Below are 17,312 nucleotides of genomic sequence, written 5' to 3'. Positions count from 1 at the left end.
CGCGTTTGGCATCGCATGGCTGACCGTCAGAACGTGCGCTGCTAAGGTAGCCTTTGATATCGGCATCAGGAGCTTTCATGTCCACCTTGACCGAACTCGCGGCCCAGCTGGGCCATGCGCTCCAGCAACAGTCGGCGCAAGTGACCACAGCCGAGTCTTGCACAGGGGGAGGCATTGCCGAGGCCATTACCCGCGTTGCCGGCAGCTCGGCCTGGTTCGAGGCTGGCTTCGTCACCTATTCCAACCGTCAGAAATCCTCTCAGCTGCACGTGCCGGAACATCTATTTTCCGAAGTGGGTGCAGTGAGCCGTGAAGTCGTCGAAGCGATGACCCGCGGGGCCCAGGCTGCCAGCGGGGCGCGCTACGCTGTGGCTGTCAGCGGCGTAGCGGGGCCGGGCGGCGGTTCGCCAGAAAAGCCGGTCGGTACGGTGTGGCTGGCCTGGGCCTGCGACGATGAACGGTACTCAAGACGTTTTCAGTTCGACGGCGACCGGCAGGCCGTTCGTGAACAGAGTGTGAAGGCGGCGCTCGTCGGATTGATCCGCCTGGCGACAGGAGAAAATCCGATTGAGGGCTAGGCGCTCGTTTTTGCCTATGCTCTAATACTGTCTACTTATACAGTTGTTGTGGCCTCTGGCCCTCTTGATCAAGTGAGGATTGTAATGGACGAGAACAAGAAGCGCGCCTTGGCTGCTGCCTTGGGCCAGATCGAAAAGCAGTTCGGTAAAGGCGCGGTCATGCGCATGGGCGACCATGATCGCCAGGCTATTCCCTCTATTTCCACCGGTTCGCTGGGCCTGGACATCGCGCTTGGCATTGGCGGATTGCCTAGAGGACGAATCGTTGAAATCTACGGCCCGGAATCTTCGGGTAAAACCACGCTGACCCTGTCGGTTATCGCTGAAGCCCAGAAGATGGGCGCTACCTGCGCATTCGTCGACGCCGAGCACGCGCTTGATCCAGATTACGCAGGCAAGCTCGGCGTCAATGTCGATGATCTGCTGGTTTCCCAGCCGGATACCGGTGAGCAAGCGCTGGAAATCACCGACATGCTGGTGCGCTCCAACGCTGTCGACGTAATCATCGTCGACTCCGTGGCCGCGCTGGTGCCCAAGGCCGAAATCGAAGGCGAGATGGGCGATACCCATGTCGGCCTGCAAGCACGTCTGATGTCTCAGGCGCTGCGCAAGATCACCGGTAACATCAAGAACGCCAATTGCCTGGTGATCTTCATCAACCAGATCCGCATGAAGATCGGCGTGATGTTCGGTAGTCCGGAAACCACCACCGGCGGTAACGCGCTGAAGTTCTACGCTTCGGTCCGTCTCGACATCCGTCGTACTGGCGCGGTGAAAGAAGGGGACGAAGTGGTTGGTAGCGAAACCCGCGTCAAGGTGGTCAAGAACAAGGTGGCGCCACCGTTCCGTCAGGCTGAGTTCCAGATCCTTTATGGCAAGGGCATCTACCGCAATGGCGAGGTCATTGACCTTGGCGTGCAGCAAGGTCTGGTCGAGAAGTCCGGCGCCTGGTATGCCTACAAGGGCAACAAGATCGGTCAAGGCAAGGCTAATGCGGCCAAGTTCCTTGAAGAGAACGTGGAGATCGGTCGCGAGATCGAACAGCAGATTCGCGACAAGTTGCTAGTGGTTGCGCCTGATACCAAGGCCAATCCGGTCGGCGAAAATCTGGTCGAAGCCGACGCCTAATCGGTATGCCGGTCGTGCTCGACAGCCCCGCCGCTGTGCGGCGGGCAGCCATGGATCTACTGGCCCGGCGCGAGCATGGGCGCATCGAGCTGAGTCGCAAATTGCGCTTACGCGGTGCGCCAGCTGAACTCATCGAGCCTGCGCTGGAAATGTTGGCCGATGAGGGATTGCTTAGCGAAGCTCGTTATCTGGAGAGTTTCGTGCGCATGCGAGCCAACGCCGGGTACGGTCCATTGCGCATACGTGAAGAGCTGACCCAGCGAGGGCTGGCTCGAGAGGATATCGAGCAGGCATTACGCGACAGTGGCTTCGATTGGAATGCGCAACTGCATGAAGTGTGGTTGCGAAAGTTCGGTGAGTTGCCGGGCGATCAGCGGGAAAGGGCTCGTCAGGGCCGATTTCTCAGCTACCGTGGCTATCCGCTGGACTTGATCGGGCGCCTCCTGCGAGGCGCTTCGCTCGACTGATCCGGGCTCAATAGCGTTTCTCCGCTATTCGGCCTCGTCCGTTTGCAAATCTTGTTTTCGCACCGCTTCAATCTTCGGCACCCAATGGCGAAGCCCAGTGTTCCCTCGCATTGATGAAGTCGGTCAGTTCCCGTAGCCGGCCGTGATCCCGGCCGTTGAAAACAAAGCTCAGCCTGGGTAAAGGCTGCAGTTCCGGCTCGTCCAGCTCCATTTCACAGCACGCTTGCTGCTCGAAGCGACCATTGAGACAGAGGTCGGCGAAATGTTCGTTCATGTAGGACACCGCGGCATCGTTCAGCACATGATTCATGCGCATGACGAAGCGATCCTGCAACCATCGGCTCGAGTGGAAGTTGCTGTAGAAGTGATCAATCTCTGCGGCAGCGTCTTCGGCATTGTCCACGAGGCGCATTAATCGCATGTCGGTCGGCAGAATGTAACGATTGCCCTCAAGCTGGCGACGCATAAAGTCCAGCGCATCTTTCCAGAACGTGCCGCCGGGTTCATCCAGCAGGACGATTGGCACCAGCGGGCTCTTACCCGTCTGAACCAGGGTAAGCACTTCCAGGGTCTCGTCCAGTGTGCCGAAACCACCGGGACACAGTACCAACGCATCCGCCTCCTTGATAAAGAACAGCTTGCGCACGAAGAAGAAGTGGAAGGACAGCAGGTGGTCGGTGCCATCTACCGTCGGGTTGGCATGCTGCTCAAAGGGCAGTGTGATGTTTAGGCCGAGGCTGTTATCCATGCCTGCGCCTTCGTGGGCAGCCGCCATGATGCCGCCACCGGCGCCGGTAATAACCATCAACTCGTAGCGTGCAAGCGTCTCGCCGAGCTCCCGGGCAAGTGCGTACAGCGGGTGCTCGATGGGGGTGCGTGCAGAGCCGAAAACAGTCACCTTGCGGCGACGCTTGAACTGGTCGAGGCGGCTGAAGGCATGCTCCATTTCGCGCATGGTCTGAAGCAGAATCTTTGCATCCCAACGGCTTCGATCGGCTTGTGCCATGCGCATGACGGTGACCAGCATTTCCCGATACAGCGGCAGGTTCTGGCTGCTGGATGGGACTACCAAGGCAACCAGTTCATCGATTTTCTTCGACAGTTCGGCGCCACTGGTTTTGAAATGCCGCGACAGGTAATCGTCCGATTCGAAAGGCATACGAGATCTCCTTGAGAAAGCTTCGGCGCTGCTGCCGCCATGCGCGAGGGCGGCGCCTCCCATGTGCGCATGTATGCAAATGACCGCCAAAATTTGGTCCAGGTGACGCCTGGCATGCGGCTACTGGGGCCAATGGTTCTATGCCTAACAGTAGCCTCGCGCGAAGGCGCAAATGCTGGTCCCTACGCTCAGTGAGCGAAAGCCCATCATCATACGTGCAGTTCTTTGCGTGAGCCGCAGGGTTGAGCTGCGGCTGTGTCCGGTCATCAGAGGGCGATGCGGTCGCCTGGTTCCGGAATGTTGGCTTGCCAGTCAAGACGATCACGCAGTGCCTCCTGTAAGGCACGCATCTTGTCTAGCTCCCCATGCACGAGATAGAGCTCCGGACGCGTCTTGAATTGGCTCGCCCATTCAATCAACTGTGATTGTCCGGCATGCGCTGAGAAACCGCCCAAGGTATGAACCTGAGCTTTCACCGCTATGCGCTGGTGCATCAGCTTGACGGTCTTGGCTCCATCGACGATGGCGCGACCGAGCGTGCCGCTCGCTTGGAAGCCTGGAATGATCAAGTGGCATTCTTCACGCCAGAGGTTGTGCTTGAAGTGATGAAGAATGCGCCCGCCATTACACATGCCGCTGCCCGCGATGATGATCGCGCCACTTTTGAAACGGTTGATGGCCATTGACTCTTCGGCTGTCGGCGTCGCCCTGAATATCGGCAGCCATGTTTCGATACGCTGCCGGTTGTCGTCGCCAGGTATGCCGGGCTGTATCTCCAGTTGCTCTTGGAACAGTGTGTAAATCGCGTTCGCTCCGATGGCCATCGGGCTGTCCAGAAAGACCACTTGCTGAGGTACGCGGCCTTGGTGGTAGAGGAGGCCGAGGTAATAGATCAAGTCTTGCGTGCGGCCGACCGCGAAAGACGGCATGAGTACGTTTCCACCGTCGCGGTGGGCCTGCTGAAGGATCTCGGCCAGCTCCTCAATGGTGGCCTGGTGATCACGGTGGTCGCGATCGCCATAGGTAGATTCCATCAGCACCACGTCGGCTTCGGTCAATGGCGTAGGTGCGTGCATCAGTGGTGAACAGGCATTGCCAAGATCACCGGAAAACACCAGGCGGCGGGTGGAGCCGAAATCTTCAACGTCGACCTGAACGATGGCTGACCCAAGAATGTGCCCCGCATCGAAGAAGCTCACAGAAACCCCGGGTGCTGCTTCGAAGGCTTCGCCATAGGCATGAGGCTGACGTTGCGCCAGCATGCGTTCGGTGTCGACCCGGGTGTAGAGGGGCTTGATGGCTGGCTTGCCCAAACGCGCCCGCCACCGGTTTTCCCACTCGGCGTCCTTTTCCTGAATATTCGCAGAGTCGAGCAGCATCAGCTCGACCAGCTTGCCGGTCGCTTCGGTGACATGGATTGGCCCTTTGAATCCTGCTGCCACTAGCTTCGGTAGCAAGCCGCTATGATCGATGTGCGCGTGCGACAGCACCACGGCATCCAGGGTTTGAGGATCGAAGCTGAAACCCGCTCGGTTGCCTGCTTCCTCTTCGCGCCGCCCTTGGCGCATGCCGCAGTCGAGAAGCACGCGAACGCCTCCATGAGTTTCGATCAGGTAGCAAGATCCGGTGACCTGTTGGATGGCGCCGAGAAAGCTGAGCAAAGCCATGAGAAGCTCCTGTTTGTGCGGTTGCGCCAAGCATGCCCGCTATGCCGGCGGCTCATCTTGATGCATATCAGAGAGAGCGCCTCGGACGCTGACTAGACTATCGCCAACGCCCATCAACGGAGTGCTCCATGAATCAGCTACTGCCCAGTCTTGTCGAGCTGGATCATCATGCGGAGATCCAGCCCGAGTTCGGTTCTTGGCGAACCGGGTATGGACCTTTCGAGCATGCCTTGGAAACGCAGGCTGCGGTGTTTCGTCTGGCTCATCAACTGGTACAGGCGAAGATGCAGCCGGATCTGGCAAGTGTCTATCGGTTATTGCAGGCCATCGACCGAATCGGCTCGGCAGGACTCTGGCTGGTCGTGCACATGACCTATGCGCGTCGCGTTCGGCTCGACGGTGCGCCACTCTGCGCCGAGGACTTCAAGGCTGCGCCAGAAGGGCATACCGGCGGCTCGCTGAACATGGTGCCTGCCTACGCCGGTTATCTTGGACTGAACGCTCTGACAGGCCGTACGCGTGCATGGTTGATGGGGCAGGGCCATTGCGTCGCAGCGATCGAAGCGCTGAATCTGCTTACCGACAATATGCATCCCGAGCAAAAGGAAGCTTATGGCGATGGCGAAGCAGGCCTCAACCGACTGCTCGAGGATTTCTATGGCTACCATCAGGCGGCGGATGGCAGCCCATCGGCGCCTCTGGGCAGCCATGTCAACGCGCACACCGGCGGCGGTATTGCCGAAGGCGGGTACCTTGGTTTCGCCGAGCTGCAATATGCCCATATGCCACTGCCTGGCGAGACGCTTGTCGCCTTCCTTTCTGATGGTGCGGCAGAGGAGCAGCGCGGCAGCGACTGGATGCCACGTTGGTGGCGTGCTGAGGATTGTGGCGTGGCGCTGCCGATTATGATCGCCAACGGTCGGCGAATCGAACAACGAACCCAGCTTGGCACCCACGAGGGGCTTGAAGGGTTTCGCCAGCACCTGAGCCGTTGTGGCTTCGACCCGATTCCCTTCGATGGTCGTGACCCGGCAGCCTTCGTCTGCGCATTATGGGAGATGGAGCAGCGCCTGGCCCGGCGGGTCGAGGAAAAGGCTCGCGGCCTGCTGCGCTATCCGCTGCCGATCCCCTACGGCGTTGCCGAGACGATCAAAGGGTTCGGCTTCTATGGCGCCGGCAGCAATGCGGCGCATAACCTGCCGCTGCCGGGTAACCCGCACGTCGATGACGCCTCGCGCGAGTTGTTCAATACACATGTCGCCCCGCTTTTCGTGCCTTGGGATGAGCTTGAGCACGCTCGCCATCTGGTTGCACAGTCCCGTCACGCGCGCCCCGCCGAGCGCGACAGTGTTCTGGCGATGAGGCGGCCCGCTGCGCCGACCATGCCGTCCCTCAGATACCACGATCACGCTTGTTCACCAATGGCAGCGGTAGATGATTTTTTTGTCGAACTCACCCGCGCCAATCCGTCGTTGCGCCCTCGTGTAGGTAACCCCGATGAACTCGCTAGCAATCGCCTGGGTGGGGTACTCAAAGCGTTGAAACACCGTGTGGTCGATACTGAAGGGGAGTTCGAGGCGGTGGACGGCAAGATCATCACGGCACTGAACGAAGAGGCCGTGGTTTCCGCCTGTCTCGCCAACCAGGGTGGGCTGAACCTGGTTGCCAGTTATGAGGCCTTCTGCGTCAAGATGCTCGGTGCGGTACGCCAAGGCCTGATTTTCGCCCGGCAGCAGAAGGAAGCGGGACGGCCCGCTGGTTGGCTTGGCTGGCCGATCATCGCCACATCGCACACCTGGGAAAACGGCAAAAATCAGCAGTCGCACCAGGACACCACCTTCTGCGAGGCCTTGCTGGGCGAGATGAGCGATATGGCGAGGGTTCTGTTTCCTGCGGACCACAACAGTGCCTTGGCGCTGCTGCCTTCCATCTATCAGGCCCGCGGTGCGCTGGCTTGCTTGGTCATGCCTAAGCGTGAGCGGCCTGCCATTTTCAATCAGGTCCAGGCCGAGCAGCTTGCGCGTGATGGCGCGATCATCGTCGACGAGCAGAAGGGCACTAATCCCCTCCTTCTGATTGCGAACGGCAGCTACCAGTTGACCGAAATGCAGCGGGCCACCGAGAGGCTCAAAGAGGCGGGTGTCAGCTATCGTCTGGTTTATCTTCAGGAGCCGGGGCGCTTCCGCGCGCCGCGTGATCGTTGGGAAATCGAGGCGCTCGCAGCGGACGGGGTGACCGAACGTCTGTTTCCTGAACAGATCGAGATGCGGGTATTGCTGACCCACATGCGCCCTGAGGTAGCGCGTGGTCATCTCTGGCCAATCCTGCCGGACGTGCGGCGCAATTCAGTGCTGGGCTATCGCAATCGCGGTGGCACCCTGGACGAGGGTGGCATGCAATTCGCCAACCGGGCGTCCTGGGCGAATGTGCTGGCCGCCTGCGCACGGTTGCTCGACGTACCGCGAACTGCGTTGCTTAAGCCGGATGAGGCCGCCGCGGTGGCTGGCAAGGGCGATCCGCGCGTGCTGCGTTAGCCAGGACCCGTCGCGGGCAGCACTGGTGCTGCCCACGGCGCGCGGGTTGCCTTAGCAATCGCTGGAGCGATAGCGCTCGGTGGTGATCGGCTTCTTGCTCTGGTATTCGTTGAACTCAAAGCGCAATACCGCGCCCTGACTCATCAGCTGACGCAGTCCCTCGTTGTTGCACACACTGGCTGCCAGCTGGGTGCGGACCTGCTTGGGGTTGTCTCGCATCTGAGCGGCATGGCGTGGCTGAACACTCAGATGGTTGACCAGTTCATTTCCCTCTACGCTGTATCCCTCGTCGAGCAGGTCGGAGTTGATCGCGCGCGGCGTGCCTACACTGCTTTCGCGGGCGACTTTTTCAAGTAACTGGCCCAGTGCTGGGTCCTGTGCATACGCGGCATTGGCGAAGGGCAGGGCGAGGCAGAGCGTTAATAGTGGGGTCAGACGGCGCATGGTGATCTCCTGATGACTGCCGTCGTTCGACCGGTACCGGCCCCCACGGTTCAGATCTGCCATGGTTTCGGGGCGGGCTGGTAAACTGCCGCTCCGCCCTGATCGATCGAATCTCCATGTCTCATGCCGTAGTCCGTCTTCGCGACGCGCGCCTGGCGCGTAGCGCCAAGCCGTTCATCGCACGTGGTTCGCGTACGCCCCGGTGTGCTCGCTGCCGTGTGGCCGCTAGTCATTGTTTGTGCGACTGGCTGCCAGCCGTAACGACAAACAGCGCGGTGTGCCTGATCATGCACGATATCGAGCCGCTGAAGCCGAGCAATACCGGCTGGCTGATTGCAGATATCGTGGCCGACACCTACGCCTTCACGTGGCAGCGGACCGCTGTGGAGCCTGGTTTGCTGGAACTGCTCGCCGATACCCGATATCAGCCGGTGGTGGTCTTTCCGGGCGAGTATGCGTCACCTGATCGGGTGGTCTCGGAGGTGAAGGCCGCGCCAGGAAAGCGTCCGCTGTTCATTCTGCTTGATGCGACCTGGACCGAGGCGCGCAAGATGTTTCGCAAAAGCCCCTACCTGAATCATCTGCCGGTGCTGAGCCTGCAAGCCGAGGTGCTGTCACGCTACCGCCTGCGCCGTTCGACGCGCAGTGAACATCTATGCACCGCAGAAGTTGCTGCGTTGTGCCTTGGCTTAGCGGGAGATGAGAAGGGCGCGGCGGCGCTGGATACTTGGCTCGATGCATTCACCGACCATTATCTGGGCGCCAAGCACCACCGTACGCCAGACCCTGATGATGAAACCCATAAAGCGCTGGCCGCCATGGGCCAGCGCTGAACAGGATGGGGCACTCAGTGCCGCGCCACCTGTGGAATCTCGCTGGCCGCCACCACCGGTAGGTCCTTGCGCGGCCAGAGTTGTGCGGCGAGCATGCCGACGAACATCAACGCACAGCCGAAATAGCCCCGCGGGCTGAGGCTTTCATCAAGCAGCAAGGCGCCAGCAAGCGCGGCGAACACCGCTTCGAGCGAGAGGATGATGGCCGCGTGCGAGGCAATTGCATGTTTCTGTGCCACGACTTGCAAGGTATAGCCCACGCCGACTGCAAACATTCCGCCGTAGATCAGCGCGGGTGCGGCAAGCCAGATGCTGTCCAGGCTGGCTTGCTCGAAGATTGCCGCCAAAACAAGGCTGACGACCGCACAAGTCACGAACTGCAGAAAGGCCAGGCGGATGGCATCGTGGCGACCAACGAAAAAGCTCACCAGCAATACATGAACGCCCCAGACGAAGGCGCCGGCCAGCTGTATCCAGTCGCCGGAAGCGATCTGGAAGTTCTCGTCGATGCTGAGCAAAGCCATGCCAACCACCGCGAGCACCGCCCCCAGCCAGGTCCCAGTACCGGTTTTCTGGCCTATTACCAGCCCTAGCAGAGGCACGACGATAACGTACAGCCCGGTAATGAAACCGGAGTTGGTCACGCTCGTGAAAAGCAGGCCAACCTGTTGCAGGTTGATGCCTATAGTCAGCGCGAGTCCCATGCTGAGGCCACCCAGCAGCAAACCACGCTGCAAGAACGGTTCGTGGCGAGCGGCGCCTCGACCCTGGTGCAATAACAAGGGAAGCAACACGATTGCGCCCAATGCGAAGCGCAACCCAGTGAACAGGAACGGCCCGATGTTATCCATGCCGACCCGCTGTGCGACAAATCCGCTCCCCCAGATCATGGCCGTGATGAGCATTAGAAAATCGGCGCGAAGGGCTTGTTTGCGCATGTTTGGACTCGTGCGGGAAAATCGCAAACTTTGCATTAAACCGATGCGCTTGGCCACTGCTTCGCCGTCCAGCGTGGCGGGTAGCTGATTAAATGCGGAACGATGATCGAATTTCCCGTGGTGGCGCGATATCATCACCGCGGTCACCCTCGAGCATATTGCGGGTTCTTGCCGTCCTGATTGTCAGCAACCGGCTCAGGTTGGTGTAGCGCCAATAAAAACTATAGGTCCGCCATGGCTGCTTACGAAATCCTTATCGCCGATGATCACCCCCTGTTTCGCAGTGCGCTGCAGCAAGCGCTAACGCTTGGCCTGGGCGATGACGTTCGGCTTTCCGAGGCGGCTAGCATTGCCGAACTCGAAGCCCAACTGACCCGTACCTCGGACTGGGATCTGGTCTTGCTGGATTTGAACATGCCGGGCGCTTATGGATTCTCCGGGCTCGTGTTGCTGCGAGGGCAGTATCCCCAGCTGCCTGTGGTAATGATCTCCGCGCAGGAAGACGCTGCGGTTGTAGCTCGTTCGCGCGAGTTTGGCGCCAGTGGTTTCATCCCCAAGTCCAGTTCACTCGAGACGATCCAGCAGGCTGTGCGGGTCGTGCTTGACGGTGATGTCTGGTGGCCTAGCAACATTGATGATGTGGCGCATGTCAGCGCCGAAGCCAAGGCGGCTAGCGAAGGGCTCGCGAGCCTCACGCCCCAGCAGTTTCGCGTGCTGACCATGGTGTGCGACGGTTTGTTAAACAAACAGATCGCCTATGAGCTCAGCGTTTCCGAAGCGACCATCAAGGCGCATGTGACCGCAATCTTCCGCAAGCTGGGCGTTCGCACCCGGACCCAGGCAGCTCTGCTCTTGCAGCAGATGGGCTCAATTCCCAGCAGCTGACAACCGTTTCGGCCTGCCGATGCCTCGCTAATCTCGATTCTCCACCTTACGCAATCGCCGGCAGTACGATCTCATCACTTCGACGGATGCCGGCTGTCAGCGCGCGGCATTGCTCGATGAATTCGCGCATCGCAGCGGTCTGGTATTTCAACGAGTGCCAGATGAAATAGAACTGCCGGGCAAGATCCAGTTCGGGTGTTTCCAGAGCGACCAGGCTGCCACGGCGGAATGCATCGCGTAGCGCCAGCCTGGAAATGCAGCCAATCCCGAGCCCAGATTCAACGGCTCGTTTGATCGCCTCGGTATGCTCCAGCTCAAGCCGAATGTTCAGCTTGGCTGGATGATGGCGCATGGCATGGTCGAATGTCAGGCGCGTACCGGAGCCCTGTTCGCGGAGAATCCAGGCTTCCCGCGAGAGCTGTTCCAGACTTACTGCAGTGTGCTCAGCCAGCGCGTGCTGGGGTGCACAAAACACCACCAGTTCATCCTCGACCCAAGGCAGTACCTCAATCTCCGGGTGCTGACAGTCGCCTTCGATCAGACCTAAATCAAGTTCATGTTGCGCAACCTGTTGGACAATATGAGCGGTGTTCTGAACGTGCAGCTTCACGCGGCACTCAGGGTGACGTTGCATGAAACTGCCGATCAGCAGGGTGGCGAGGTAGTTGCCGATCGTCAGGGTGGCGCCCACGCTGAGCGAGCCGAAGCCGGTCTTGCCAGCCAGTAGATCCTCGATGGCTTTAGCCTGATCGAGCAAGCCTACTGCCTGCGGTAAGAGCTGGTGGCCTAATGCATTCAGCCACAATCGTTTACCCGCACGGTCGAACAGCTGGCACCCCGATTGACGTTCCAGTTCAGCCAGCGAAGTGCTGGTCGCGGACTGGGATAGGGCGAGACTTTCGGCCGCACGCGAGACACTTTCGTGCCGCGCGAATGCGACGAATACTTGAAGCTGACGGAGCGTGAAATGCATATCTATATAACCGATAACATATATCGTTAATATTCGTTTAGCGGATATTAGTCGGGCCAGTAAACTAGTGGCAAATATTGACGCGCCATCGCGCGCTAGAAGGGGAGCACTACATGAGCAACCTGAACGTTGAGCGAGTCCTCAGTGTGCATCACTGGAACGACACGCTGTTCAGTTTCAAAACCACCCGCAATCCGGGTCTGCGCTTTGAAAACGGCCAGTTCGTGATGATTGGTCTCGAAGTGGAAGGGCGACCCCTAATGCGCGCTTACAGCATTGCCAGCCCCAACTATGAAGAACATCTCGAGTTCTTCAGCATCAAGGTTCCAGATGGTCCGCTGACGTCTCGACTGCAGCACCTCAAGGAAGGCGACTCACTGATGGTCAGTCGCAAGCCGACCGGAACGCTGGTGTTGAACGACCTGTTGCCTGCCAAGCATCTCTACCTGTTGAGCACCGGGACTGGTCTGGCGCCCTTTTTGAGCGTGATCCAGGATCCGGAAACCTATGAGCGCTTCGAGAAGGTCATCCTGGTGCACGGCGTTCGTTACGTTAATGAAGTCGCCTATCGTGAATTCATCACCGAGCATTTGCCACAAAACGAATTCTTTGGCGAAGCATTGAAAGAAAAGCTGATCTACTACCCCACCGTCACTCGCGAGCCGTTCGAGAATCAGGGCCGTCTAACTGACCTGATGCGCAGCGGCAAGTTGTTTGCGGATATAGGGCTACCTCCGATCAACCCTGAAGATGACCGCGCGATGATCTGTGGCAGCCCGAGCATGTTGGCTGAAACCAGCGAAGTGCTGGACAGCTTCGGCCTCAAGGCGTCGCCTCGTATGGGTGACCCGGGCCACTACCTGATCGAGCGAGCATTCGTCGAGAAGTGATCGGTCGTTAAGATGCAATGGACCGGCTACGCATTGCGTCAGCCGGTTTTTTTCTGCGTGTTCAGATGTAGGTGGCACAGCACTTCTTGAACTTCTGACCGCTGCCGCAAGGGCAGGGGTCGTTGCGGCCGGCCTTCAGCGGTGTGGTGGAGTCGATGAAATACCAGCATCCGTCGTGCTGAACAAAAGCCGAACGCTCATGTTGAGCATGTTCGCCTGCCCCGTCGTGCCAGCGGGCTGTGAAGCTGACCAGCGCATGTTCCGGCTGGCCGCCGAACACCTGACTTTCTTCGACCTCGAGGCCCAGCCAAGTGCTGTTGGCGCTCCACTCCCTCATCGCCTGGAGGTCCAAGGCTTGCTGTTGCGCCGGCAGGGTAGTTGACCGAAGGTAATCGATGGCCCCGACAACATAGGCGCTGTATCGCGAACGCATCAATCGTTCCGCGCTAGGTGCCGACAGACCTTGATGATACCGACCGCAACATTTGCCGTAAGGATCGCCGCTGCCACAGGGGCAATTTGCAGCTGCCCGTTGATCATCAGTCATCGTTGGTTACCACCAATATTTGCCGAACATTTGCGGATTGGCCCAGAACTTCGCGTTGAGCCAATCTGGAACCTGCTTGTAATCAAGTAGGTCGTAGGTGAAGAGGGTCACCGTTTGGCCGTCTCGTTCGAAACGTGCGCTGACTTGTAGTGCCAGGGAGAAGAAGTCAGTTGCCTGCCAGTCGCACGCGTTCAGATCGACCAAAACTGCCATGCGGTTGGTATTGAGATTGCGAATACCACCGAGCAGCTGCAGGCCGTCTCGCTTCGAAAGATGTTCCAGGCAGTCGGCGACCAATGCCAGATCGTAGCGGCGGTCGGCGAGGTCTGCAGGAAGAGGGCCGGTTGGTGTGCGGTCAATCTGACTGTTGTCGTGACTGCGGCTGAATGCTTCGATGGCGGGCAATTCGCTGCGGCCGACATAAAGCAGTCGCGCCGGGCGTTGTTGCTCTAACAGGGCGGCCAGAGCTTGCTGTGGCGTCTGCGATGAGCGGGATGCTGTCAAACCGGGATTCCTCGTTATCAGGCGTGGCGGAACGCAAAAATTGCAGTCCGCTCAGTCTGCCAAAGTATAAAGACTAGCGCGCAGGCGCCTGCCGTCCTAGTCTCGATATAACTGGAGCTGCTTATGCTCTTGCGCATAACGCTCTGGCCGATCCCACATTAGGAGGCTTTAACGATGAGTAGCTTACGGACAGCAGTACCCGTGATTGTGATGACCACCTTCCTGGCCGGCTGCGCAGGGGTGCAGAAGCAGGATTGGCCCAGTTGTGCGGCTGTTGGCGGCGTAACCGGTGCCGCGCTGGGTGCGATAGAAAGTAGTACCTATACAGGTTATGGCGCTTTGATTGGCGGCGGCATGGCTGCAGCCTACTGCTGGGCTAATGGAACCGAGCAGGAGACTGTCGCCGTTGTAGAGACAGTTGAACCTGCCCCAGTGACAGAGCCGGAGCCCGAGCCAGTGCTGGAAGCCGTACGGGTGGAGCTGGACGTAAAATTCGACTTCGATAAAGCGACTATCCGTCAGGACGCCTACGATGACATCGAAGTGCTTGCTGACTTCATGAAGCAGTACGATCAGACCTCGACGACTGTAGAGGGCCACACTGATGCCATCGGTACTGATGCCTATAACCAGCGTCTGTCCATGAAGCGTGCCCAGTCCGTTCGCGATGCGCTGGTCAACCGCTACGGTGTCGAGGCCAGCCGTCTAGAGGCTATTGGCTATGGTGAATCGCGTCCGATCGCTGACAACTCGACTGAGTTGGGGCGTGCCATCAACCGTCGTGTTGAGGCTTCGGTCGAAGCGCGTCCATAACGCGAGCGATGCATAGTTACCGGGTGTGCCTGGCCGTGTGATTTGTAGCGATCTAAGGTCAGGCTGCTTTTGCAGCCTGACCTATGACCGCAGCTTCCACCTGGTCTGGATGCCCGGTGTTTTTGATAACGGACGCTGGTGTTAGAACAGCGGCCGTGCGCTTGCCAGCGCCACCACAGCCAGGCCCAACAGTAGGTTGATACCGACCAGCTTGCGGATTCTGCCCAGTGCAGCGCCACCTTCCGGCCAGTTCTGCTCGGCGATAGCGCGCTTGAGTTCAGGCAGCTGCAGCAGTTGTATGCGCAGAAACAGCGCAAGCATCACCAAGAACACTCCAGTCATGATGTGGACGTAGCGGGGGGCAGCCTCTAGCCCGTCAAAGCGGATGTGCCACATGCCGATACCACTGATCGGCAGAACCAGTACCGAAACCCACACCCACTGAAAGAAGCGGCGGAATACTTCGGCCCACAGCTTCAGCCGTTCCGGCGCCTGCAACTCGGAAACAGCAGCAGGACGAAGCACCATCCAGGCGAAAAACATGCCCCCGACCCATATCAGTGCAGCCAGTACGTGAAGTGAATAGGGCGCAGCGAATGCTGTCATGGGAATTCTCCGGTGGCGGTTGAGGAAACGCGCGTTATCATAGCGACCCTTCCGAACTACTGAAAATATATACAGCCTCCGCGCCCATGCTCAGCACCGAACTCAAGTCCCAGATCCAGGGCGCCTATACTCAATTCCTCGACGCCAAAGGTCTCAAGCCCCGCTATGGTCAGCGGCTGATGATTGCCGAGGTGGCGAAAGTCCTGGGCGCAATCAAAGCCGACGACGAAGGGCGGCGAGATGGGGAGCCAGCAATCGTTGCGGTCGAGGCCGGCACCGGCACCGGCAAGACGGTCGCTTACAGCTTGGCTGCGATTCCGACGGCCAAAGCGGCAGGCAAGCGTCTGGTGATCGCGACGGCTACGGTCGCCTTACAAGAACAGATCGTGCACAAAGATTTGCCGGACCTGATGCGCAACAGCGGCTTGAGCTTCTCCTTTGCTTTGGCCAAGGGGCGTGGTCGTTATCTTTGCCTGTCCAAGCTAGACGCGCTGCTGCAGGAAGGACAGGCACAGAGCGCTACCGCTCAGTTGTTCGAGGAAGAAGGCTTTCGCATCGATGTTGATGAGCGCAGCGAGAAGCTATTCGGCAGCATGATCGAGAAGCTCGCGGGTAATCGTTGGGATGGTGATCGCGACAGCTGGCCGGAAGAGCTGGCCGACCCCGACTGGGCGCGCCTGACGACCGATCACAGTCAATGCACCGGCCGCCACTGCCCGAACTTCCAGCAATGCGCTTTCTATAAAGCACGGGAAGGCATGACCAAGGTCGATGTCATCGTCACCAATCATGACATGGTGCTTGCCGACCTGGCGTTGGGCGGCGGGGCGGTGTTGCCCGACCCGCGCGAAACGCTCTACGTTTTTGACGAAGGCCATCATCTGCCAGACAAGGCGATCGGGCATTTCGCTCACTTTACCCGCCTGCGTTCCACTGCCGAGTGGCTTGCTCAGGTCGAAAAAAACCTGACCAAGCTACTCGCCCAGCATCCGTTGCCGGGCGATCTCGGCCGGCTGATCGAAGCCGTGCCGGAGATCGCCCGGGATTTGCGCAGCCAACAGCAGTTCATGTTCAGTGCCTGTGAACAGCTGGCTGACTTTCGACCCGGCGAGGACATGGAGGGGCGTGAGAGGCCACGACACCGTTTTGTCGGCGGCGTGGTTCCGGAGCATCTGATCGAGCTGGGTATCGAGCTGAAAAAGGGTTTCGCCAAGCTCAACGATCTGTTCACACGTCTTACTGAATTGCTCAAGGAGGCGATGGATGGCGAGGCGGGTGTTGGCATCGCCAGCCATCAGGCCGAAGAGTGGTACCCGCTATTCGGCAGTCTGCTAACTCGCGCACAGGGCAACTGGGAGCTATGGACGGCCTTCACCGTCGACGATCCGGAGGACAGTCCGCCGATGGCGCGCTGGCTGACGCTGGCCGAAGGCGGCGCGCTGTTCGATATCGAGGTCAACGCCAGCCCGATCCTCGCGGCTGAAACGTTGCGCCGCAATCTGTGGAACGTCTGCTACGGTGCGCTGGTGACCTCGGCGACGCTCACTGCATTGAACAGTTTTGATCGCTATCGCATGCGTGCCGGGCTGCCACGCTGTGCCGTCACCGCGGTGGTGCCGAGCCCGTTTCATCATGCAGACGCCGGGGTGCTGAGGGTGCCCGATCTTAAAGCTGACCCGCGTGATGCAGCTGCGCATACAGCAGCCATCGTGCGGGATCTGCCGGAGCTGGTGGAGGCTTCGCGCGGCACGCTGGTGCTTTTCTCCTCACGCAAACAGATGCAGGACGTATTCGACGGGCTGGAGCGTGACTGGCGCAGACGGGTGCTCATTCAGGGCAATCTGTCCAAGCAGGAGACACTCAACAAGCACAAGGCGCGCGTGGATGATGGGGAGAAGAGCGTGCTGTTCGGGCTCGCCAGCTTCGCGGAAGGTGTCGATCTCCCTGGTGCTTATTGCGAGCATGTGGTCATCGCCAAGATCCCCTTCGCGGTACCTGATGACCCGGTTGAGGCGGCGCTGGCCGAGTGGATCGAGGCACGAGGCGGTAATCCATTCATGGAAATTGCCGTGCCAGATGCCTCGTTGCGCCTGGTTCAGGCCTGCGGCAGGTTGCTGCGTACCGAAGAGGACCGCGGCACCATCACGTTGCTTGATCGACGGGTCGTCACGCAGCGCTACGGGAAAGCCATTCTTAACGCGCTGCCGCCGTTCCGGCGAGAGATTGGCTGACCGCCTCGGCGGCCATCATGGGCCGTCATTCAAAAGACTGATAGGACAATCATTCTCGACGGGGCTGTTCCTTTGAGGCGATGTGGCTGAAACACTACTCGCCAGTCATACCAAC

The 17,312-nt window shown here is 59.3% G+C and carries 17 protein-coding genes; 9 read left to right on the top strand and 8 right to left on the bottom strand.

Annotated features, from left to right (window positions below):
- Positions 1 to 77 precede the first annotated feature (77 nt).
- The 3 genes from RT21_RS06385 (at position 78) to recX (ending at position 2,173) form a co-directional block, all read left to right on the top strand.
- Entirely contained in the window at positions 78 to 578 is a 501-nt protein-coding gene (locus RT21_RS06385) for a CinA family protein (protein ID WP_046162058.1), read from the top strand.
- Positions 579 to 662: 84 nt separating this feature from the next.
- Positions 663 to 1,706, top strand: a complete 1,044-nt coding sequence (gene recA, locus RT21_RS06380; protein WP_045429071.1) for a recombinase RecA — start codon at positions 663 to 665, stop codon at positions 1,704 to 1,706.
- Between the two features lie 5 nt (positions 1,707 to 1,711).
- Entirely contained in the window at positions 1,712 to 2,173 is a 462-nt protein-coding gene (recX, locus tag RT21_RS06375) for a recombination regulator RecX (protein WP_046162057.1), read from the top strand.
- A 67-nt stretch (positions 2,174 to 2,240) separates the two neighbouring features.
- Here the strand turns inward: recX and RT21_RS06370 are convergent, their stop codons facing one another.
- Both RT21_RS06370 and RT21_RS06365 read right to left on the bottom strand, forming a co-directional pair.
- Positions 2,241 to 3,332, bottom strand: a complete 1,092-nt coding sequence (locus RT21_RS06370; RefSeq protein WP_046162056.1) for an LOG family protein — start codon at positions 3,330 to 3,332, stop codon at positions 2,241 to 2,243.
- 266 nt (positions 3,333 to 3,598) lie between these two features.
- Positions 3,599 to 4,999, bottom strand: coding sequence for an MBL fold metallo-hydrolase RNA specificity domain-containing protein (locus RT21_RS06365; protein WP_046162055.1), 1,401 nt, complete (start codon positions 4,997 to 4,999; stop codon positions 3,599 to 3,601).
- 128 nt (positions 5,000 to 5,127) lie between these two features.
- On the opposite strand from RT21_RS06365, the gene RT21_RS06360 reads away from it, so the two are divergent.
- Complete coding sequence (locus tag RT21_RS06360; protein ID WP_046162054.1) at positions 5,128 to 7,533, top strand: phosphoketolase family protein; 2,406 nt, start codon at positions 5,128 to 5,130, stop codon at positions 7,531 to 7,533.
- Between the two features lie 51 nt (positions 7,534 to 7,584).
- Here RT21_RS06360 and RT21_RS06355 read toward each other — a convergent pair whose 3' ends face one another.
- Positions 7,585 to 7,977: a PA3611 family quorum-sensing-regulated virulence factor gene (locus tag RT21_RS06355; RefSeq protein ID WP_045429061.1), complete on the bottom strand. Its 393-nt coding sequence runs from the start codon at positions 7,975 to 7,977 to the stop codon at positions 7,585 to 7,587.
- Positions 7,978 to 8,093: 116 nt separating this feature from the next.
- Here RT21_RS06355 and RT21_RS06350 point away from each other — a divergent pair, with 116 nt between their 5' ends.
- On the top strand, positions 8,094 to 8,810 hold the full coding sequence (locus RT21_RS06350) for a tRNA-uridine aminocarboxypropyltransferase (RefSeq protein ID WP_046162053.1): 717 nt from the start codon (positions 8,094 to 8,096) through the stop codon (positions 8,808 to 8,810).
- Between the two features lie 14 nt (positions 8,811 to 8,824).
- Here the strand turns inward: RT21_RS06350 and RT21_RS06345 are convergent, their stop codons facing one another.
- Positions 8,825 to 9,748, bottom strand: coding sequence for a DMT family transporter (locus RT21_RS06345; RefSeq protein WP_045432043.1), 924 nt, complete (start codon positions 9,746 to 9,748; stop codon positions 8,825 to 8,827).
- 234 nt (positions 9,749 to 9,982) lie between these two features.
- Here RT21_RS06345 and erdR point away from each other — a divergent pair, with 234 nt between their 5' ends.
- The gene (gene erdR / locus RT21_RS06340) at positions 9,983 to 10,633 is read left to right on the top strand and encodes a response regulator transcription factor ErdR (protein ID WP_019342358.1); all 651 of its coding nucleotides are present in this window, start codon (positions 9,983 to 9,985) and stop codon (positions 10,631 to 10,633) included.
- A 46-nt stretch (positions 10,634 to 10,679) separates the two neighbouring features.
- On the opposite strand, the gene RT21_RS06335 is transcribed toward erdR, so the two are convergent.
- On the bottom strand, positions 10,680 to 11,606 hold the full coding sequence (locus RT21_RS06335; protein WP_045429056.1) for a LysR family transcriptional regulator: 927 nt from the start codon (positions 11,604 to 11,606) through the stop codon (positions 10,680 to 10,682).
- 113 nt (positions 11,607 to 11,719) lie between these two features.
- On the opposite strand from RT21_RS06335, the gene fpr reads away from it, so the two are divergent.
- Positions 11,720 to 12,496 carry a ferredoxin-NADP reductase gene (fpr, locus tag RT21_RS06330; RefSeq protein ID WP_046162052.1) on the top strand — a complete coding sequence of 259 codons (777 nt, stop codon included), beginning with the start codon at positions 11,720 to 11,722 and terminating at the stop codon, positions 12,494 to 12,496.
- 61 nt (positions 12,497 to 12,557) lie between these two features.
- Here the strand turns inward: fpr and RT21_RS06325 are convergent, their stop codons facing one another.
- The gene (locus tag RT21_RS06325; RefSeq protein WP_046162051.1) at positions 12,558 to 13,043 is read right to left on the bottom strand and encodes a YchJ family protein; all 486 of its coding nucleotides are present in this window, start codon (positions 13,041 to 13,043) and stop codon (positions 12,558 to 12,560) included.
- Between the two features lie 6 nt (positions 13,044 to 13,049).
- A complete protein-coding gene (locus tag RT21_RS06320) occupies positions 13,050 to 13,547 on the bottom strand; it encodes a DUF6231 family protein (protein ID WP_045429050.1) in 498 nt (165 codons plus the stop codon).
- Positions 13,548 to 13,757: 210 nt separating this feature from the next.
- Between RT21_RS06320 and RT21_RS06315 the strand changes: the two genes are divergently transcribed.
- Entirely contained in the window at positions 13,758 to 14,360 is a 603-nt protein-coding gene (locus RT21_RS06315) for an OmpA family protein (protein WP_046162050.1), read from the top strand.
- 141 nt (positions 14,361 to 14,501) lie between these two features.
- Here RT21_RS06315 and RT21_RS06310 read toward each other — a convergent pair whose 3' ends face one another.
- Positions 14,502 to 14,966: a CopD family protein gene (locus RT21_RS06310; protein ID WP_046162049.1), complete on the bottom strand. Its 465-nt coding sequence runs from the start codon at positions 14,964 to 14,966 to the stop codon at positions 14,502 to 14,504.
- 86 nt (positions 14,967 to 15,052) lie between these two features.
- Between RT21_RS06310 and dinG the strand changes: the two genes are divergently transcribed.
- The gene (dinG, locus tag RT21_RS06305) at positions 15,053 to 17,197 is read left to right on the top strand and encodes an ATP-dependent DNA helicase DinG (RefSeq protein ID WP_046162048.1); all 2,145 of its coding nucleotides are present in this window, start codon (positions 15,053 to 15,055) and stop codon (positions 17,195 to 17,197) included.
- Positions 17,198 to 17,312 lie beyond the last annotated feature (115 nt).

Source organism: Pseudomonas sp. 10B238 (assembly GCF_000970615.1).
Taxonomy (GTDB): Bacteria; Pseudomonadota; Gammaproteobacteria; order Pseudomonadales; family Pseudomonadaceae; genus Stutzerimonas.
This window is presented reverse-complemented; position numbering and strand designations above follow the sequence as displayed.